The following is a 23,354-nucleotide window of genomic DNA, read 5'->3' as shown; positions in this document are numbered from 1 at the left end:
CAAAGACAAGCCGAAGGGAAGAGTATTGGTCCAAATTGTGGTGCGGAACGCCGGGGAAGGACGGCTCTTTTCGGGACTTTCGGGACTGTTGAAGACAGCCCGTCTGGAAAACCCGAAATTCATCGGGCAGCTGATCGAAGTGGATCAGGGAGAACAGGCGGAAGGTATCCTGGCGAAGCTGGAGGACAACAGTCGAAGCCCGATGGATGGCTGGATTCGCTATGAGGAAGGTCAACGGAAAACCGCTTTTTGGAGCAGGCTCGAAACATCTGGGCAAAAAGAGGAGCTTCTATGGAGAGATGGTGGGGTCTATCTGATCACTGGCGGCTCCGGCAGTCTGGGGCTACTGATTGCAGAAGAGATTTCCCGGCAGACGCGAGCAGCGACCTTCATTTTGACGGGGCGGTCGTCGCTGGACCAAGACAAGCAGACGAGGCTGCAGGAGCTGGAGGCTTCAGGGGCCAGCGTGGTGTACAGGCAAGGCGATATCACCGATAGGAAGACGGTTATCGATTTACTGAACAGCATCGAGCAGGAATATGGGCGTGTCCATGGGATCATCCACTGTGCAGGGGTGATTCAAGATAACTTCATCATCAAGAAAACAAGGGAAGAATTTATAGAAGTGCTGGGACCGAAGGTGAGCGGACTGGTCCATCTGGATGAGGCAAGCAGTGGCCAGAACCTGGACTTCTTTGTGCTCTTTTCTTCCATATCGGGTAGCCTGGGCAATCCGGGACAGGCTGATTATGCGACCGCTAATGCCTTTATGGATGCATACGCCGAATACCGGAACGCACTGGTAGGGGCCAAGCAACGGCAGGGACAGACGTTATCTATCCGCTGGCCGTTATGGAAAGAGGGCGGAATGCGGATCGATGCGGATTCGGAACAGATCATGACGCAAAACATGGGCATTACAGCCATGCAGACCTGGTCGGGAATGAGGGCGTTGTACCAAAGTTTGGCCTCCGGCAAGGAGCAGGTGATGGTCATGGAAGGGGAGCCCGAGAAGATCGAGACCTACCTGACGAAAGCCTTCTCACAGGCCGGTGTCCGTGCCATCCAGGCAGCTGTACCTAACCAGGCAAGCGTACCTATGCTGGATGCAGGCTTGCTCTACGACAAAACCTTGCATTGTCTCAAGGTGCTGTTTGGAGAGGTGACCCGGCTGAGCGTCAGCAGCATTGAAACCAATGAACCGCTGGAAACCTATGGAATCGACTCGATCATGATTACCCAGCTCAATGCCAAGCTGGCGGGCTTCTTTGGAGAACTGTCCCAGACGCTGTTTTATGAGTACCAAACCTTGCGTGCTTTGACGGAATATTTTGTGGCGGAATACCCGCAGGAGTGTATGCAGTGGACCGGGATGAGCCGTGACATGCAGCCTGTAGAGGAAATACTTGCGGCACCGCTGTATGCCGAGGAAGAAGCCGTGCCGGCTGAGGCAAAGGCGGAAGCGAAGCCTGTCCGAAGCTTGGCCGGGTCTGCTCGTGCGGAAATGCGTGAACCGATAGCGATCATTGGGATGGCTGGAAAGTATCCCTGGTCCAGAGACATGAACGAATATTGGGAAAATCTAAAAGCAGGGAAGGACTGTGTCACCGAAATCCCGCGTGAGCGCTGGACGATGGAAGGGTTCTTCCATCCTGATCCACAGGAAGCGGCGGTGAATGCAAAAAGCTACAGCAAGTGGGGGAGCTTTATCGAAGGTTTTGCAGAATTCGATCCGCTGTTTTTCAATATTTCGCCACGGGAAGCACTCGGTATGGACCCGCAGGAAAGGCTGTTCATTGAAGCCTGCTGGGAAGCACTGGAGGACGCGGGCTATACTCGGGAGCAGCTTGTGGTGCGGCATAACCGCCAGGTAGGCGTATTTGCCGGAATTACTAAGACGGGCTACGAGCTCTATGGGCCGGAATTATGGAAGAAGGGAGCGCAAATATTTCCCCAAATATCCTTTAGTTCGGTAGCGAATAGGATTTCGTACCTCTTTAATTTGCAAGGGCCAAGCATGCCGATCGATACGATGTGTTCGTCCTCGTTGACCGCGATTCATGAAGCCTGTGAGCATCTGTACCGTGGAGAATGCGAAATGGCTATTGCAGGCGGAGTAAATCTGTATCTCCATCCGCTCAGCTATGTCGGACTTTGCGCCAACCACATGCTGTCGATAGACGGGCAGTGCAAGAGCTTCGGCAAAGGAGGCAATGGATTTGTCCCTGGAGAAGGCGCGGGGGTCGTCCTATTAAAGCCACTGTCCAAGGCGATCGCTGATGGGGACCTCATCCATGCGGTGATCCGGGGGACAAGCATCAACCATGGAGGTAAGACCAACGGCTATACGGTGCCGAACCCGACAGCCCAAGGGGAACTGATTCGGACGGCATTGGAGCGAGCGGGGGTCCACGCGCGGACGGTCAGCTATATTGAAGCTCACGGGACAGGTACGGAGCTGGGAGACCCGATAGAAGTGACGGGTCTGACTCAGGCATTCAGGAAGGATACGCCGGATACGGGATTCTGCGCCATAGGCTCTGTGAAGTCCAACATCGGACACTTGGAGGCGGCAGCGGGCATCGCCGGGGTTGGGAAAATCATCTTGCAGATGAAAAACCAGACGCTGGTTCCCAGCCTGCATGCCCAAGAATTGAATCCGAATATCCATTTCGGTCAGACGCCGTTCGTCGTCCAGCAGGAGCTGGGGGAATGGAAGCGGCCGGTGGTTGAGATCGATGGAGAGACGCGGGAATACCCAAGGATTGCCGGGATTTCATCGTTTGGAGCGGGAGGCTCCAATGCACATGTCATCATCGAAGAGTACATTGCAGAAGAGAGGGTGCCGATGAGCGTTACGGCTCAAAAGCCTGCGATCATCGTATTGTCGGCCAAAAATGAAGAACGACTGAAAAAGCAGGCAGAGAGATTGCTAGCCGTTACGCGGGAAGGACAGCTCAGCGAAAGCAGTCTGGCCAATGTGGCATACACGCTGCAGGTGGGACGCGAGGCCATGGAAGAGCGCCTGGCAGTGATTGCAGGGTCTATGCAGGAGCTGGTGGACAAGCTGGAAGGATTCCTGGAAGGACGGGACGGAATCCCTGAGTTGTACCGGGGCCAGGTCAAACGGAATAAGGAGGCGCTGACGGCGCTGGTAGAAGATGAAGACATGGAGAAAATGATTGCTGCGTGGATAGGGAAAAGGAAATATTCGAAGGTTGTTGATCTCTGGGTCAAGGGACTGGCAATGGATTGGAACATGCTTTATGGGGATGCCAAGCCGCGGCGAATCAGCCTGCCGGCCTATCCTTTTGCGAGAGAGCGGTACTGGATCACGGATATTAAAACTAAATTGGCTTCCATTGAATCTGCAGATGCTGTAAAGCCAACAGATTCGTTCATTGCCCAAAAGACACTTGCCAAAACGGCAAATGTTTCGGAAATGAATAAGGAAGACATCGATGCTTCAAATGCCAAAGCTATTCCTTCGTATATCCAAAACATCCAGAGTCATATTTCTGCCAGTGTAAAAATAAAGAAGATGCCAGATCTTTCTTACCTAGCGGCTGCATACGAGACAATGTCCTCGACTACAGTCGACAGCAAAGCTTACTCGGAACAGGACGGAGCGACACGAGGGGCTGAACGGGAATGGAGGCTTACAGATGAAGGAAATGAATGATATCTTATGCAGGCTGTTATGGAGCCATTTGCGCTTGATGGGATTATGTCCATATGCGCAAATGGAAAAGAAAGCTATGATCGCAGATTTTAAAACAAAAACCGCCTTACTGAATTTATACGATCGTTGGCTTGAAGAAAGCATAGAGATTTTGGTACGGAATCAGTATTTGTATTGCAATGGAGAGTCATATAGCGTAGCGGGTACCGCTTCGGTCAATCTGCAGGCTGTATGGAAGGAGTGGGAATGGAAGAAAGGGGCATGGCTGAAAAATCCGGATCTCTCAGCCTGGGTATTTTTGGTAGAATCAACCTTGCGCAAACTGCCGGAAATTTTAACCGGGAAAATACCAGCCACCGATATCATTTTTCCTAATTCCTCTATGAAACTGGTAGAAGGTATATATAAGAACAGTCCTGCAGCGGATTACTTTAATGAAGTGTTGGGAGATATCGTAGTTTCCTATCTGAATGAGCGGATTAAGCATAACCCGTCGGTACCGATTCGAATCATTGAAATTGGCGCAGGCACTGGAGGTACTAGCGCTTTGGTCTTCCAGAAGCTCGAACCTTATCGGAAGCATATTCAAGAATATTGCTATACCGACAAATCCAGAGCATTTTTATTACATGCACAAAAAGAGTACGGTCCGCAAAACCCTTACCTGACTTATCAGATTTTTAATGTGGAAGAGTCGGCTCAGGGACAAGATATCGATACAGGTGGATATGATATTGCGATTGCCACCAATGTATTGCATGCCACTCGGAACATTCGCCAAACGTTACGCAATGTCAAAGCAGCGCTGCGAGAAAACGGTCTGATTCTTATAAATGAAATCAGCGGTAACTCTCTGTTAAACCATCTATCCTTTGGCCTTTTAGAGGGATGGTGGCTTTATAATGATCCGGAGCTGCGCATTCCAGGCTCTCCCGGGTTATATCCCGAAAGTTGGCGAAAGGTATTGGAAATGGAGGGTTTCCGGTCCGTTTTCTTCCCTGCTCAGGAAGCGCATGATATAGGTCAACAAATTATTGTGGCGGAAAGCGATGGTCTGATTCGGAACAAACAGGAGCCTGAACACGACAAATCTCAAATGAAACAGCGTGACGAAGGAATTCGATCAGATATTGATGTAACAAGCGAGATGGCTGAAGAGTATGTCCAGGAGCTTATCGTAGGGAAGCTGGTAGAGGCTTTGAATGTGGACTTTACTATGATTGATATTCATGAGTCTTTCGCAGATTATGGCCTGGACTCCATTCTTGGCGTCAACTTTGTGCAGGCTGTCAATCAGGGGCTGGGGATTCATTTGCAAACCACCGACATCTTCGATTACAGTTCGGTAAAACAACTGACGCTATACATTTTAAGCCAATATGGAGATAAAGTTTCACAAGTCTTGGACCAGAGCGCTAATCCAATAGACAACATGGAAGATGCAAGTCGCGACATCCAAAAACTTAAAGACACGGATTATACGATTCATCCTGTTGAAACGGCAAGTATATCCTTTGAGCCGGACAGACCCAATAAGAAGGATAAAGAGAGAGCTTTAACACCAAGGGAGCCCATTGCGATTATTGGAATGAGCGGGCGGTTTGCTGGATCAGATAATGTATATGAGCTTTGGAATCACCTTAAGAACGGTGACGATTTAGTGGAAGAGGTAACCCGATGGGATCTTTCGAAATACCAGGAAAAACATGCAAGCTATTGCAATCACGGCAGTTTTTTGGGGGATATTGATAAGTTTGATCCGCTTTTTTTCAATATCTCGGGACTGGAAGCGACCTATATGGATCCGCAGCAGCGATTGTTTCTGGAGGAAGCGTGGCATGCTCTGGAGGATGCTGGCTATGCAGGTACAGGGATGGAGGGTCGCCGCTGTGGAGTGTATGTGGGTTGTGCCGAGGGAGATTACCAACAATTGCTGGGTGAAGACCTGCCTCCACAAGCGCTTTGGGGTCATATGGGTTCCGTGATTCCCGCTAGAATATCCTACTACTTGAATCTTCACGGACCAGCAATAGCTGTAGATACAGCTTGTTCCAGTTCGTTAGTTGCAGTTCATCTGGCTTGCCAAAGCTTATGGACCGGAGAAACGGATATGGCTTTAGCGGGTGGTGTCTATATTCATACGACCCCTCGCTGCTATTTGTATGGTGACAGGGCAGGGATGCTGTCTCGCTCGGGACGCTGCTATACCTTTGATGACAGGGCAGATGGAATGGTTCCGGGAGAGGCGCTTGGCGCGATTGTGCTCAAGCGACTTCATGAAGCTGTTGCTGATGGAGACCACATCTATGGAGTGATTTCAGGCTCGGCGATCAACCAGGACGGCACCACGAATGGACTTACTGCGCCAAGCCAGAAATCTCAGGAGCGACTCGAGCAAAATGTATACGATACATTTCATATCCACCCAGAGCAAATCCAGATGGTGGAAGCACATGGAACTGGCACCAAATTGGGAGATCCCATTGAATATCAGGCACTGACTCGAACCTTTAGAAAGTATACCGACAAGAAGGAATATTGCGCCATAGGGTCCATTAAGACGAATATTGGCCATACGCAAATTGCGGCAGGAATTACGGGAATGATCAAACTGTTATTGTCATTAAAGAATAAGCAAATTCCTCCTACACTTAATTTCCGGTCGGGCAATTCAAACATTCAGTTTGCGGATAGTCCTTTTTATGTCAATACGTATCTGCAGGACTGGGAAGTTGAGCCTGGAGTCAGACGCTGTGCAGCGGTCAGCTCTTTTGGTGCCAGCGGTACGAATGCTCATATGGTCATAGAAGAGGCTCCACAGACGGAACGGAGACATTCCGAAAAGCCAGGTTATTTCATTCCGTTGTCGGCACGGACTTCAAAACAATTGCGCCAGCAGGTAGAGCAACTGCTTGCCTATTGCGAACAGGAGCCTAAGGCGGATTGCGGTAATATGAGTTATACATTATTGCTTGGGAGAAAGCACTGTAATCATCGTCTTGCCTGTGTTGCCCGTAATCAAGGCGAGCTTGCCATGTCCCTTAAAAAGTGGCTGGAAAAAGGCAGTGCTTCTCAAGTTTATCATTCTGAACTGCACGAAAAAGATCAACGCATACAAACATCTTTGAAAAGATACGGGGATGAATGTATTTACAATTGTCAAAACGCAAGCGATACCCGCGAGTATTTGGAGCTTTTGACTACGATTGCAGATCTGTATGTTCAGGGATATTCGTTAGACTTTGAGTGCTTGTTTTCAAATGAACAGTACTCTAGGATTCCGTTGCCAACTTATCCTTTTGCAAAAGAGCAGTATTGGGCGCCTAGGAGTGAGGACGAAATTACAGGCGGCAGAGCGGCAGAGCGTGAACCAAAATTAACGGTCGCCAGAGCTGCGGAAGCGCCTGCCGTTACGAGTAGTCGTACACTGCTATTTGAGCCTACATGGAAAAATCAGGATGTACCGCTGGAAGCCGAAGTCCCTGCCTATGATCGGCGAATGGTCTTGCTTTGTGAACCAGACGAAGCTTTGCACGAGCGACTTGAAGCGAGTTTGAACGGAGCTGTGCAGGTGCTTGCCTTTCGATCCGGGAAGAGCCGGATTGATGAACGGTTCCAGGCCTATGCTATTCAGGCCTTTGAGAGCATTCAAAGCATACTCAAAGACAAGCCTGAGGGGAGGGTGCTGGTCCAAATTGTGGTGCGGAACGCCGGGGAAGGACGGCTCTTTTCGGGACTTTCGGGACTGTTGAAGACAGCCCGGCTGGAAAACCCGAAATTCATCGGGCAGCTGATCGAAGTGGAACAGGGAGAACAGGCGGAAGGCATCCTGGCGAAGCTGGAGGATAACAGCCGTAGCCCGATGGATGGCTGGATTCGCTATGAGAACGGACAACGGACAATCGCTTGCTGGAGCAGGCTTGAAACATCTGGGCAAGAAGAGGGGCTTCCATGGAGAGACGGTGGGGTCTATCTGATCACCGGCGGCTCCGGCAGTCTGGGGCTACTGATTGCAGAAGAGATTTCCCGGCAGACGCAAGCAGCGACCTTCATTTTGACGGGCCGGTCGCCGCTGGACCGAGACAAGCAGACGAGGCTACAGGAGCTGGAGTCTTCAGGCGCCAGCGTGGTGTACAGGCAAGCCGATATCACCCATAGAAACACCGTTATCGATTTATTGGACAGCATTCAGCAGGAATTTGGACGTGTCCATGGGATCATCCACTGCGCAGGGGTGATTCACGATAATTTTATCATTAAAAAAACTAGTGAAGAATTTATGGAGGTGCTGGGACCGAAGGTAAGCGGACTGGTCCATCTGGATGAGGCAAGCAGTGGCCAGAACCTGGACTTCTTTGTGCTCTTTTCTTCCATATCGGGCAGCCTAGGCAATCCGGGACAGGCTGACTATTCGACCGCCAATGCCTTTATGGACGCATACGCCGAATACCGGAATGCCCTGGTAGGGGCCAAGCAACGGCGGGGACAGACGTTATCCATCCGCTGGCCGCTATGGAAAGAGGGCGGAATGCGGATCGATGCGGACACGGAACAGATCATGACGCAAAACATGGGTATTACAGCCATGCAGACCTGGTCGGGAATGAGGGCGTTGTACCAAAGTTTGGCCTCTGGCAAGAAGCAGGTGATGGTCATGGAAGGAGAACCTGAGAAAATTGAGGCCTACCTGGCAAAAGCCGTTTCACAGCCCGATGTCCATGCTATCCAGGCAACTGCGCCTAAGCTGGATTCGAACTTGCTCTACGATAAAACCTTATATCGACTCAAGGTGCTATTGGGAGAGGTGACTCGGCTGAGCGTCAGCAGCATCGAAGCCCATGAGCCGCTGGAGAGGTATGGAATCGACTCGATCATGATTACCCAGCTCAATGCCAAGCTGGCGGGCTTCTTTGGAGAGCTGTCCCAGACGCTGTTTTATGAGTGCCAGACCTTGCGCGCCTTGACGGAATATTTTGTAGCGGAATACCCGCAGGAGTGCATGCAGTGGACCGGGATGAACCATGACATACAGCCTGTGGAGGAAACACTTGCGGCACCGCTGTATGTAGAAGTAGAAGCCGTGCCATCTGCAGCAAAAGCGGCAGCGAAGCCCGTCCGAAGCTTGGCCGGGTCTGCCCCTGCGGAAATGCGTGAACCAATAGCGATCATTGGGATGGCTGGAAAGTATCCCTGGTCCAGGGACATGAACGAATATTGGGAAAATCTAAAAGCAGGGAAGGACTGTGTCACCGAAATCCCGCGTGAGCGTTGGATGATGGAAGGGTTCTTCCATCCTGATTCACAGGAAGCGGTGGCGAATGGAAAAAGCTACAGCAAGTGGGGGGGCTTTATCGAAGGATTTGCGGATTTCGATCCGCGCTTTTTCAATATTGCGCCACGGGAAGCACTCGGTATGGACCCGCAGGAAAGGTTGTTCATTGAAGCCTGCTGGGAAGCGCTGGAGGACGCGGGCTACACCCGGGAACAGCTTGCGTTGCGGCATAACCGCCGGGTAGGCGTATTTGCCGGAATTACCAAAACGGGTTTTGATCTATACGGACTTGATTTATGGAGAAAAGGAACGCAAATATACCCTCACACATCCTTTAGTTCAGTGGCCAACAGGATTTCGTATCTCTTTAATTTGCAAGGGCCAAGCATGCCGATCGATACGATGTGTTCGTCCTCGTTGACCGCGATTCATGAAGCCTGTGAGCATCTGTACCGTGGAGAATGCGAAATGGCTATTGCAGGCGGAGTAAATCTGTATCTCCATCCGCTCAGCTATGTCGGACTTTGCGCCAACCACATGCTGTCAGCAGACGGGCAGTGCAAGAGCTTCGGCAAAGGAGGCAATGGATTTGTCCCTGGAGAAGGCGCGGGGGTCGTCCTATTAAAGCCGCTGTCCAAGGCGATCGCTGATGGGGACCTCATCCATGCGGTGATTCGGGGGACGAGCATCAACCATGGAGGCAAGACCAACGGCTATACGGTGCCGAATCCGACAGCCCAAGGGGAACTGATTCGGGCGGCATTGGAGCGAGCGGGGGTCCATGCGCGGACGGTCAGCTATATTGAAGCCCACGGGACAGGCACGGAGCTGGGAGACCCGATTGAAGTGACGGGTCTGACCCAGGCATTCAGGAAGGATACGCCGGATACGGGATTCTGCGCCATAGGCTCTGTGAAGTCCAACATCGGACATCTGGAGGCGGCAGCGGGCATCGCCGGGGTTGGGAAAATCATCTTGCAGATGAAAAACCAGACGCTGGTTCCCAGCCTGCATGCCCAAGAATTGAATCCGAATATCCATTTCGGTCAGACGCCGTTCGTCGTCCAGCAGGAGCTGGGGGAATGGAAGCGGCCGGTGGTTGAGATCGATGGAGAGACGCGGGAATATCCGAGGATTGCCGGGATTTCATCGTTTGGAGCAGGAGGCTCCAATGCACATGTCATCATCGAAGAGTACATTGCAGAAGAGAAGGTGCCGATGAGCGTTACGGCTCAAAAGCCTGCGATCATCGTATTGTCGGCCAAAAATGAAGAACGACTGAAAAAGCAGGCTGAGAGATTGCTAGCTGTTATGCGGGAAGGAAAGCTAAGCGAAAGCAGTCTGGCCGATGTGGCATACACGCTCCAGGTGGGACGCGAAGCCATGGAAGAGCGCCTGGCAGTGATTGCAGGGTCTATGCAGGAGCTGGTGGACAAGCTGGAAGGATTCCTGGAAGGACGGGACGGAATCCCTGAGTTGTACCGGGGCCAGGTCAAACGGAATAAGGAGGCGCTGACGGCGCTGGTAGAAGATGAAGACATGGACAAAACGATCGCTGCCTGGATAGGGAAAAGAAAATATTCGAAGGTTGTTGATCTCTGGGTCAAGGGACTGTCGATGGATTGGAACATGCTTTATGGGGATGCCAAGCCGCGACGAATCAGCCTGCCGGCCTATCCTTTTGCGAGGGAGCGGTACTGGATCACGGATATTATGAGCCCATTTGTAGAAAGAGTCTCTTCTGTAGAAAGAGCTGTTACGGAAGCTCAGGAAAAGGCAATTCCCGTCCAGACTCATGCGATGCAGCCAACAGCCCTAATACAACCCGGTTTTTTGAATAGTTCTGAAAAACCAAGCGCCATATCCTTACCGAATTTGTTGGACCGTCAGCCGCACCTAAGCAAGTCTACCAACCAGGAGGGGACAACGATCATGTTAACTTCACTGGAGGAGACATCGCACACATTTGAGGATGAGAAGAAGACGGAAGCGCTGTCGTCTATTCCTTCTGCAATATCGGCGGAAATATTGCAGGAGGAGCTGACAACAAGCCTGGCGCAGGCTTTATATATAGATCGGAGCGATATCGATTCGGATAGAAACTTTGTTGATCTTGGATTGGATTCCATTATTGGCGTAGAGTGGGTTCGTAGCATTAATAAGCATTACAATACAGCCATAACAGCGACAAAAGTCTACGATTATCCAACCATCCGGGATTTTAGCAAATTTGTAGAGAAGGAATTGTTGAGCAAATCAATTGCGCCATTCTCTGCCCAGTCTATTTCGGATCATTCTCCAGCAGAGTATTCACCGTCATCCGTTGCATTAGAGCCGGAGAAATCGGCAGAGGCTTCCATTCAGGTGAATTTGATGCCGATTTCGTTTGAAAAGCAGGCGCAGGCCAGCATGGCTGAGTGCAGCGCCTCTGCAGAGCTGTTACAGGAAGAACTGACGGTGAGCCTGGCTGAGGCTTTGTATATGGAACGGAGCGAGATTGAGGCGGATAAAAACTTTATAGATACCGGACTAGATTCCATTATAGGCGTAGAGTGGGTTCGAAACATTAATAAACGATATGGTACATCTATAGCAGCGACCAAGGTCTACGACTATCCGACCATTCGCCAATTCGCTGCATATTTGGCACAAGAAATCAATAAGCGTGGAGGAAGCTCCAATCAACAGTCCTTGAGCACAGTCCCGGACACGGATAAGCCTATTGCGAAAGTCCATTCGAAGGGACCTGACACGCTGCAATGTTCCCCAAGGCTATCGCCTAAGGAGGATTCCGAGCCATTCCACCTGGTAAAGGTAGCAGAGGATTCATCGCCTATGCCTTCGGAAAATAAAGAAGTAATTGCAATTGTCGGGATTTCGGGAAGATATCCTGGTGCGGAAGATGTGCAGCAATATTGGGATAATCTCGCTCTAGGCAAAAATTCCATTATTGAAATCCCGAAGGACCGTTGGGATGTAAGCCAATATTACGATCCTCGTCCAGCGCAAGAGGGGAAAATCAATTGCAAGTGGCTGGGTGTTTTAGAGGATATGGAATATTTTGATCCGTTATTTTTCAATATTTCTCCTACCGAGGCGGAAGGGATGGATCCCCAGCAGCGCATTTTTATGCAGGAAGCATATAAGGCAATTGAGGATGCAGGCTATAGTGGCTCACAATTGGGAAATAAAAAATGCGGGGTTTACCTTGGAATTTTAAATAATGAATATAGTATGCTGCGGTACAAGCATCAAGCGCAGTTCACCAATACTACTGGGAACAGTAACGCTATTGCAGCGGCTCGTATCTCTTATTTCCTCAATCTGAAGGGTCCGGCCATATCCGTAGATACGGCATGCTCCTCATCGCTGGTGGCAACCCATCTGGCATGCCAGGCGTTATCTAACGGAGAGATAGAAATGGCGTTGGTTGGCGGGGTGTCGCTATATCTGACTCCTGAATCGTATGTAGGCATGTCTGCATCCGGAATGTTGTCGCCAGATGGCCGGTGTAAAACGTTTGACAATAGCGCCAACGGCTTTGTTCCGGGGGAAGGAGTAGGGGCGCTGGTTCTGAAGCGGCTGAAGGATGCTGAGGCTGATCGGGATCATATATACGGAGTTATTATTGGGTCCGGAATCAATCAAGATGGAAAAACCAACGGGATTACCGCTCCAAGCACAAACAGCCAAATTGAGCTGGAGCGGGAAATATACAACAAATATCAGATTGAGCCTGAAAGCATTAGCTATGTTGAAATGCATGGGACAGGAACCAAGCTGGGCGACCCTATTGAATTGGAAGCTTTATCAACCGCCTTTAAAGAGAAAACCGATCAGAAGAACTACTGTGCCATAGGTTCGGTAAAAAGCAATATCGGGCATACTTCTGCAGCAGCGGGCATAGCAAGCGTGCAAAAGGTGTTGCTATGCATGAAGCATAGAAAACTAGTACCGACACTGAATTTCAAGAACCCGAATGAGCATTTTGATTTTGATAATTCTCCTTTTTATGTCAATACAGAATTGAACGCCTGGGAACCTTCCCGCGGGAACAAAAGGCGCGCCGCTGTGAGCTCTTTCGGATTTAGCGGTACGAACGCCCATCTTATTATTGAAGAATATCGTCCCGGGACTGGAACATCTGCGACATCACCAGCAGCCGCCGATATCCATAATCCCGTTCTCTTCGTTTTGTCTGCTAAAGGTGAAAAGCAACTAAAAACGTATGCCGAAAGAATGAGGAGCTTTATTGCATCCCGGGAAAATCTTAACCTCTCGGATATGGGGTATACGCTGCAAGTGAGCCGCGAGCCGATGGATTACCGGCTGGCTTTTGTGGCAGATTCAAAAGAGGCATTGCTAAAAGCGCTCGAAGGATTTGCGAATCATGATCTGGTTTCTGGCGTCCTAACGGCGCAGGTGAAAAAGAGCAAAGACGGGATTGTGATGTTTGAGGCGGATGAAGATGCCAAATCGTTGCTTGAAACCTGGATCAAGAAGAGAAAACTGAAAAAAATAGCGGAGTTGTGGGTAAAGGGGCTAACTATTGACTGGAACAAGCTGTATGGGGACATCAAACCTTACCGGATCAGTCTACCGACCTATCCTTTTGCGAGAGAACGCTGCTGGGCGCCTGAGCTTGACAGCAAGGCAGGCAAAGGCATGACTTCTGTCACTGCTGCTTCGCTCCATCCTTTACTGCATCTAAACACCTCCGATTTCTCGGAGCAGCGGTTCAGTTCGACTTTTACAGGCCAGGAGTTTTTCCTGAAGGATCATGTGGTGAATGGACGCAAGGTTCTATCCGGGGCTGCTTGTCTTGAAATGGTCCGGGCGGCCGTGGATCAGGCAACAGGATATGATGAGGGCGGGCCAACCGGAATTTGCCTTAAAAACGTGGTTTGGGCACGGCCTATTATCGTAGAGGATGGGCCACTACAGCTACACATCGGACTTTTCCTGGATGATCATCAAGAGATTTCCTATGAAATATATGGGGAGAGCGCAGAAGCTGATGCAGGGATTGTGATATATAGCTACGGCAGTGCTACACGAAGATCGGCTGTGGAGGTCCCAACACTGAATATTAAAGACTTGCAGAATGTATGCAGTCGGAACTTCGACTCCACACAATTGTATGGAGTTTTCAGGGATATGGGAATGGATTATGGCCCTGGACATCAAGGGATTGAGATGGTGTATGCGGGAGAGGGTCAAGTGCTGGCTAAGTTATGCTTGCCGGCTTCCGTTTCTGACAACCAAAGCAAATTTGTCCTGCATCCAAGTATGATAGATTCGGCCTTGCAGGCAACCGTAGGCTTGACGCTGGGGTCTGGCGAGATCAAACCTTCTTTGCCTTACGCCATTCAAGAAGTTGAAATTATAAAAAATTGCAGCTCCATCATGTGGGCGCTGATTCGCTACAATGCAGACGGTCTAGCTGAGGAAAAGGCACAGAAGCTGGATATTGACCTGAGCGACGAAACTGGAGCCATCTGTGTCAGGATAAAAGGATATTCATCAAGAATTCTGAATAGGGACTTGATTTCCTCGGATGTTCAGTCAAATTCCAGTAACTTGATGCTTGAACCCGTATGGAAAGAGCAAGGGATTGCTCTAGGGGCTGAAATGCCCGTATATGATCGCCATGTCGTGTTACTCTGCCAGCCGTCCGAGATTTCCCGTGAACAAGTTGAAGCTCGGATGGACGGCGTGCAATGCATTGTACTGCAACCCGACCGAAACGGAATCGCGGAACAGTTCCAGCATTACGCCGTCCAGGTGGTTGAAGAGATTCAAAGCATTTTCAGGGAAAAACCCAATGGCAAGGTGCTGATCCAGATTGCCATAAGCGGACAGGAGGAGCAGCAGCTTTTCTCGGGACTTTCCGGTCTTTTAAAAACGGCCCGGCTTGAGCATTCAAAACTGGTAGGTCAGTTAATAGAACTGGGACAGGATGAGGACTGGGGAGCAATCATAGACATTTTAAAAGAAAACAGCCGTAGCCTCGAGGATATCCAGATTCGGTACGAGAAAGGCACACGGTGGGTTTCCTGCTGGAACGAAGTTCACATCTCTCAGGAAGCGGCGGGTAACCCGTGGAAGGATGGCGGAGTGTACCTGATTACTGGCGGTGCCGGTGGATTGGGACTCATTTTTGCCAAAGAGATTACGGATAAAGTCCATAAAGCCGTCTTGATTTTAACGGGGCGTTCCGCGCTGGATGAGGGCAAACGGGCTGAGATAAAGAAAATGGAGGCATTAGGGGCGCGAATAATATACAGACAGGTCGATGTGACTCAGGAGCAGGCGGTGACCGATTTAATCCAGGAAATTCAGGAGGAATTCGGAAACATCAATGGCATCATTCACAGTGCAGGAGTCATTCGTGACAACCGCATACTCCAAAAAAATAGCGAGGAAATGCTGGAGGTTCTCGCACCCAAAGTAATAGGGACAGTGAATCTGGATCAGGCAAGCAAGAATCTGCCGCTTGACTTCTTTGTTCTATTTTCGTCTGTAGCCGGAGGATTAGGTAATCAGGGACAGGCAGACTATTCTGCAGCTAATGCGTTTATGGATGCTTATGCCGGATACCGGAACACTCTGATAGCATCTAAGCAGCGCCAGGGTCAAACGCTATCCATCAATTGGCCGCTATGGAAAGAGGGTGGGATGCGTATTGATGAGGAAACGGAGAAGCTGGTAAGGCAGCGTACAGGCATGAGCGGCATGTCAACCTCTTCCGGCGTTCAGGCCTTGTATCGTGGCATGATCGCGGGCGTTGATCAGGTTATGGTGATGGAAGGCAATCTCGCAAAAATGAAGAAAAGCATGGGTTTAATCACGACTCCAGAGATTAGGCAGCCTGAAAAGGTGACAGGAATTTCAGAAGCTTCCCCTAAAAGCAATGCCGTACCGGATCTGCTGGACAAGGTACAGGCCGCTATGATACAGGCCGTGTCAAAATTGCTGAAAGTCAAACTTGAAGATATTGATGAACATGTAGAACTGAGTGAGTATGGCTTCGATTCCATCCTACTCACACAATTTACCAACAACATCAATCACTTATACCGACTTGAGCTGACGCCGGACATATTTTTTGAATACACAACGATTCATGACTTCACCAGGTATTTGGTGGACGAATATGATGCCGTGCTTGGCGAGCAGTTTGCCGTGCATGCCCGGATTGAGCCTGCTGTCCAGGCCGTGGAGGATGATAGGGAAGACAGTACCCACGTTAGACGGCAGCGTTTCCGGTTTGCAGGCGGGAATGTGTTGTCCATGCCGCAACAGACTCAGGCTGTTCCTGAACCTATTGCCATCGTGGGAATGAGCGGTGTATTTCCCATGGCTCGGGATGTGGATGAGTTTTGGAAAAATCTTGAGGAAGGCAGGGACTGTATCACTGAAATCCCTGAAGATCGCTGGGATTGGAAGACGTATTACGGTGACCCTGAGCAGGAGGCCAATAAAACAAACATCAAGTGGGGCGGGTTTATTGAGGGGATCTATGAGTTTGACCCGTTATTCTTTGGAATTTCACCACGGGAAGCCGCACTCATGGACCCGCAGCAGCGTCTGTTGATGACCTATATCTGGAAGGCGATTGAAGATGCAGGCATTCAGGCAGGGAGTCTGTCGGGAACCCGCACAGGAATCTTTGTAGGTACCGCGAACAGCGGCTACAGCGGTATGATCTATCAGGGAAATGTGGGTGTCGAGGCGTATTCCTCCAGCGGTATGGCACCGTCTGTTGGGCCCAATCGAATGAGCTATTTCCTTAATATTCATGGTCCGAGTGAGCCTATCGAAACGGCTTGCTCCAGTTCGCTGGTGGCCATTCACCGAGCCGTTAGAGCCATAGAGGATGGAAGCTGCGAGATGGCGATTGCAGGCGGTGTCAATGTGATTATCACGCCTGAACTCCATATCAGCTTCAACAAAGCAGGAATGCTGTGTGAGGACGGTCGGTGCAAAACCTTCTCCGATAAGGCCAATGGCTACGTGCGTGGTGAAGGGGCCGGCATGCTTTTCCTGAAAAAGCTGAAGGATGCAGAGAAGGACGGAGACCATATTTATGGTGTAATTCGGGGTACTGCCGTCAATCACGGAGGCCGGGCCAATTCCCTGACAGCTCCTAATCCGAGGGCTCAGGCGGATGTGTTGGTAAATGCATATACAAAGGCCGGAATCGATCCAAGGACTGTCTCTTACATTGAGGCCCACGGGACAGGCACCGAGCTGGGCGATCCGATTGAAATTAACGGACTGAAAGCAGCTTTCAAAGAGCTTTATGAGAATACAGAGGGACCCGGGATCACAGAATCCCATTGCGGATTGGGCTCGGTGAAGACCAATATCGGACATCTGGAACTGGCTTCTGGAATCGCGGGTGTCATAAAAGTACTGCTTCAGTTAAAGCATAAAAAGCTGGTCAAAAGCCTTCATTGCGAGGCAATTAATCCCTATATAAAAGTTGAAGGTAGTCCGTTCTATATCGTTCAGGAGGCGCGGGAGTGGAAGCCACAGCGGGATACTCAAGGGAAAAATATTCCTCGAAGAGCGGGTGTTAGCTCCTTTGGATTCGGGGGTGCCAATGCCCATTTGATAATCGAAGAATACATTCCTGGAAAGCAGGCGCAGAATTCTATTACCCTTACCACCCCAAAATCGGCTATTGTGGTGCTGTCAGCCAAGAGTGAAGGACAACTGCTAGAGCAGGCGCAGCTATTACTTGCTGCAATCGGGGAGCATCCGTTCACAGACAGCAGTCTGGTAGATATAGCGTATACCCTTCAGGTGGGGCGCGAAGCAATGGAAGAACGTTTGGCTTTCGTTGTAGGCTCTCTCCGGGAGCTTGAAGAGAAATTGAAAGGATTTGTGGAAGGCCGGGATGGTATCCACGGCTTACACGTGGGACACGCCAAACGCCATAAAGAAGAAATTAGAGCTCGTGAAGACGGAGAGGGTGCAGGCACGACGATTGATGTTTTGGTTAGCGAAGGCAGCTATGGAAAAATCGCAGACCTTTGGGTAAAAGGAGTCGCAATTGACTGGGCCCTGTTGTACGGAGAGGCTAAACCAAACCGTATCAGTCTGCCAACCTATCCCTTTGCCAAAGAACGATATTGTATAACCGATATCAATAAACGGACGGGAGCAAGCGGTGTTGTGTTGGAACGGGAGACAGCAGTCGGCATTCATCCCTTACTTCAGCGTAATACGTCCGATATTTATGGACTGCAGTTCAGCTCCATTTTTACGGGGAAGGAATTTTTCCTGTCTGACCATGTGATAAGGGGGCAGAAGCTCTTGCCTGGAGTGGCCTACCTTGAAATGGCGCGGGCGGCAGTAGAGCAGGTTGCAGGATCTCCAGAAGATAAGTGGACGTCCATCCGGTTAAAAGATGTGGATTGGATCCGTCCAGTTGTGGTTGGGGAGGAGTCGGTTGATGTCAGTATTGGGCTCTATCCGCAAGATGGCGGGGAGATCGCCTATGAAATTTACAGCAAGTCTGGAGCAACGGACACCGAGCTGGTGGTGCAAAGTGAAGGCAGGGCAGTAATTGTTCCGGTGGCAGAGGTCCCTGCTATAGATATTAAAACCTTGCTGGAGCAGTGCAGTCTGGGCTCCGTTTCATCCCGTCAGTGCTATGAGGCGTTTGCGGCGATGCAGATTTCCTATGGGCCGGGACATCAGGGAATTGAGAAAATATATGTCGGAGTGGGTCAAGCGCTTGCCAAGTTGTCCTTGCCTTCTTCCGTTTACCATACGATGGAGCATTATGTGATGCACCCCAGTTTGATGGACTCCGCTCTTCAGGCGACGATAGGCTTGATTATGAGTGCAGGTGATCGCAAAGCTTCCATTAAGCCAGCTTTACCATTTGCATTGGAAGAGTTAGAGGTATTTAACAGATGCACATCAGAGATGTGGGCCTGGATTCGTAATAGTGAAGACAGCAGGCAGGATGGCCCGCTGCAAAAGTTAGATATCGATTTGTGTGACGAGCAGGGGAATGTTTGTGTGAGGATGAAGGGATTTTTATCACGAGTTGCTGAAAGAGGGACAGGGGCACCAGAGGAATGGACTGCACCGGAGACTTTGATGCTTGAGCCTGTGTGGGAAGAACAAGCGATTGCTCTGGAAGGAACAGCACCTGACTATCAACAGCATCTGGTAATTTTATGCGAACCGGGATATATTTCCGGGGAAATTATTGAATCGCAAATGAACGGGGTGCAGTGCCTCATTCTCCAATCCGAAGAGAAGAGCATTGATGCACGGTTTAGGACTTATGCGACACAGGTGTTTGAGGCAATTCAACATATTCTTAAAACGGAATCCAAAGGCAAAACATTGGTTCAGCTTGTCGTTCCGGTGCAGGATCACCAACAGGTATTCTCGGGACTTTCCGGACTCTTAAAAACAGCATGGCTGGAGAATCCAGTACTGGTTGGCCAATTGATAGAAATGGATGTGGAGCAGGATCCAGCAGGTCTGATAAATATCCTGCAAGAAAACAGTCGCGGTTCTATAGAACCACATATCCGCTATCAATCAGGTAGACGGCATGTTGCCGTATGGACGGAAATTAAAGCCTCCGGGGAAGCGATCAGCATTCCGTGGAAAGACAGGGGAGTATATTTAATTACCGGCGGAACCGGAAGTCTCGGTTTGATTTTTGCCGAAGAAATTACACGACAGGCCAGGGATACCGCTTTAATTCTTGTCGGACGCTCCCCGCTTCGTGGTGACACCAAAGCAAGGATTGAGGAGATAGAGGCTTTAGGTGCAAGAGTAGTATTCCGACAAGCCGATGTCGCCGATAAAAGGGCCGTTGAAGTTTTGATTCGGGATATTCAGGAAGAGTTTGGGAAGCTGGACGGAATTGTGCACAGCGCAGGAATGGTTAGCGATAATTTCATTATTAAAAAAACACGGGAGGAATTGCAAAACGTTTTGGCACCAAAGGTTACGGGATTGGTGAATCTGGATCAGGCTTGCAAGGAAATCCCGCTGGACTTCTTCATCCTTTTTTCATCCGTTGCAGGGAGCCTCGGGAATATAGGGCAGGCTGACTATGCTGCTGCCAATGCCTTTATGGACGCCTATGCCAAGTACCGTAATACGCTGGTAGAGCGAGAACAACGCCAGGGGCGGACGATTTCAGTCAATTGGCCACTCTGGAAAGAAGGCGGAATGCGTATTGATGGGGAAACAGAAAAGATCATGGAAGGGATGGGGATGTTTGCAATGGAGACTGGTGCAGGAATTCGGGCTTTGTATCAGAGCCTGGCTTCCGAAAAGAATCAAGTCATGGTGTTGGAAGGGCATGCCAGTCAGCTAAGAGAAACGCTCCTGCAGCAACCGTCCCTGAATCAGGCTGGAGATGCCTCCTCTATGATAAGGGAAAGCGAGATGGGTTCGGTCATCGGACAAGACCTGCTTGCCGAAAAAGCGGCAAATTATTTAAAGCAATTGCTCGCTACATCCATCAGGCTGCCGGCAAGGCAGATTGAAACCGATGCCCCTATGGAGAAGTACGGCATTGATTCCATTATGATTAAACAGCTAACCCGTGAGTTGGAGAAAACGTTTGGAACACTGCCCAAAACTTTATTTTTTGAATACCAGAATATCCGGGAATTGACCCAATATTTCCTTAAAGTCCACCAGAAGCAGCTGATTAAATTGCTTGGAATCGAGACAGAGGTCAACCCTGCGAAAGAATTCAAGCCTTCTACGATGGAAAACGACCCGGGAAGGTCACTTTCTGATAGTCGGAAGCAATCGCGTTTCATGCCAGTTCAGGCAAGTTTCCAACCGCAACCGAAAAGAGCAGGCGAATCAGAGGAAATTGCCATTATCGGTTTGTCGGGCATGTATCCCGATGCAGAAAACATACGGGAATTCTGGAACAATCTGCGCGATGGGAAGGATTGCATTACGGAAATTCCCAAAGATCGCTGGGATCACAGCATGCACTTTGACGAGGACAGGAACCAGTCCGGAAAAGCTTACAGCAAGTGGGGAGGCTTTATCAAAGGTGTGGATCAGTTTGACCCCATGTTTTTCAATATCTCTCCTAGAGAAGCACAGATAATCGATCCTCAGGAGCGTCTATTCCTGAAATGCGTCTATGAAACGATAGAGGATGCAGGCTATACCCGGGAAGCGCTTGGACTAGAGCGGGGCCTTGGGCAGGATAGGAATGTGGGTGTTTTTGTCGGGGTCATGTATGAAGAATACCAGCTTTATGGGGCACAGGAACAAGCTAGGGGCAGAATGATTGCCGTTCCTGGCAATCCGGCTTCCATCGCAAATCGGGTATCTTATTTCTGTAACTTCCACGGTCCGAGCATGGCTGTGGACACCATGTGTTCTTCTTCATTGACGACCATTCATCTGGCCTGCCAAAGCTTGCGACAAGGCGAGTGTGAGCTTGCCATTGCTGGCGGCGTCAATGTATCCATTCATCCGAACAAATACCTGATGCTTGGGCAAGGCAGGTTTGTATCGAGTAAAGGACGGTGCGAAAGCTTTGGACAAGGCGGAGATGGATATGTGCCAGGAGAAGGCGTAGGAGCCGTACTGCTCAAACCACTGTCCAAAGCTATTGCAGATGGCGACCATATATATGGGGTCGTAAAGGGGACCTCGGTGAATCATGGAGGGAAGACAAACGGATTCTCAGTTCCTAATCCCAATGCGCAGGCCAGTGTAATTGGAAGGGCCTTTAAGAAAGCAGGAATTAACCCCAGAACCATTAGTTACATCGAAGCGCATGGCACCGGGACATCCTTAGGTGACCCCATTGAAATCGCCGGATTGCAAAAAGTTTTCCAGGAATATACGGAGGATAAGCAATTTTGCGCAATCGGATCGGCAAAATCAAATATTGGGCATTGTGAGAGCGCGGCAGGGATCGCCGGAGTTACAAAGGTGCTCCTTCAGCTCAAATACGGACAAATCGTGCCTTCATTGCATTCAAAAACACTAAACCCGAATATCGATTTTAGCGATAGTCCTTTTATAGTTCAGCAGGAGCTGGGAGAGTGGAAAAGACCCGTCGTCACAATGAATGGGAAGACAGTTGAATACCCAAGAATCGCAGGTATTTCCTCCTTTGGCGCCGGAGGCTCCAACGCACATGTGCTCATTGAGGAATATATCCCTGAGGAGCAGGAGACTAGACAAGTTACCATTCCACTGCAAAATCCGGCAATGATCGTGCTGTCGGCGAGGAATAAAGATCGACTGGATGAACAGGTGCAAAGACTGCTTGCTGAACTCAAAGAGCCGGAATACTCGCAAACCAGCCTGGAGGATATAGCATTTACTCTGCAGGTGGGACGGGAAGCCATGGAAGAACGGTTAGCAGTCATAGTTAAGTCTACCCGTGAGCTTACAGAAAAGCTGGAGAGTTTTTTAGCGGGGAATGAGGATATTGACGGGCTGTATTTGGGTCAGGCAAAGAAGAATAAAGACATCCTAGCTGTTCTTGAGGCAGACGAAGACATGGCAAAAATGGTGGATAGTTGGATAAGCAAGGGGAAGTATACAAAGCTGGCGGAGCTTTGGGTGAAGGGGCTACTCTTCGATTGGACTAGACTTTATGAGAATACCAGCCCTCGTCGGATTAGTCTGCCAACTTATCCATTTGCCAAGGAGAGCTATTGGATCTTCGCGCGTGGGGGCGAATCCCGGGACGTCGAGGCGGAAACTCCTGTAGTCGATGTGTCGGTACAAGAGTTCGTTTCCAGCCCTCCTGCAGTTAACCATAGCAACGATAATGTGCAGAGACAGGCTTTGGCGAAAGTACCTGAAAAACCGCAGGGCATTTTGCTAAGCTCCGTTTCCAACATCCAGATGGTAGCAGATAAGCCAGAAAAGTCAGCTGTGCTGGCAGAATCCAAGCCTGCCCCGCCGCAACCTGAGGCCAAGCCTTCTTCGCCGCCGCCCATTGTTGCCAGGGATGAGGCAAAGCGGTCGACATATGCGCCAACGGCTGTACGGATAGAAACATTGGAGAAGGAACTGGTAGAAAGTCTTGCGAAATCCTTGAGTATGAATGAAATGGATATTGGCCGGGATGATCAATTTATTGATATGGGACTGGACTCCATTATAGGTGTAGAGTGGGTGCAGGCTGTGAATAAACGCTTTGGAACAGCTATTCCGGCAACCAGAGTGTACGACTATCCTAACATTAAAGAATTCTCCAAATTTTTGGCAAAGGAATTGAACAAGTCGGCGGGAGATACAAATCAGGATCCTACAGAGCCGAAGCCTAAGCAGCCCATGCAAGTCTTGTTACAGAAAGTACTGCAGGGTGAGTTAGATTTTGAACAGGCCGACCAGTTATTCAACCAATTACACTCGTAG

At 49.9% G+C, this 23,354-nt stretch carries 2 protein-coding genes (1 of these 2 running past the window's edge); both read left to right on the top strand.

From position 1 onward, the window contains the following. On the top strand, nucleotides 1-3,682 hold the 3' portion of the coding sequence (locus NLX82_RS03635) for a hybrid non-ribosomal peptide synthetase/type I polyketide synthase (protein WP_254347494.1). 7,457 nt of this gene lie to the left of the window's left edge; only the last 3,682 of its 11,139 coding nucleotides appear in the window; the start codon falls outside the window, past its left edge; it ends in the stop codon at nucleotides 3,680-3,682. After that, nucleotides 3,666-23,354, top strand: a complete 19,689-nt coding sequence (locus tag NLX82_RS03630; RefSeq protein WP_254347493.1) for an SDR family NAD(P)-dependent oxidoreductase — start codon at nucleotides 3,666-3,668, stop codon at nucleotides 23,352-23,354. Before NLX82_RS03635 ends, NLX82_RS03630 begins: the two co-directional genes overlap by 17 nt.

Source organism: Paenibacillus sp. A3M_27_13 (assembly GCF_024213315.1).
GTDB classification, from domain to species: Bacteria; Bacillota; Bacilli; order Paenibacillales; family Paenibacillaceae; genus Paenibacillus; species Paenibacillus polymyxa_B.
Note: the sequence above shows the minus strand (reverse complement) of the source record. Positions and strands in the feature narration are given on the sequence as shown.

Coding starts and splice junctions, on each gene's coding strand:
- NLX82_RS03630 (WP_254347493.1), top strand. CDS start 3,666: ATGAAGGAAATGAATGATATCTTATGCAGGCTGTTATGGAGCCATTTG.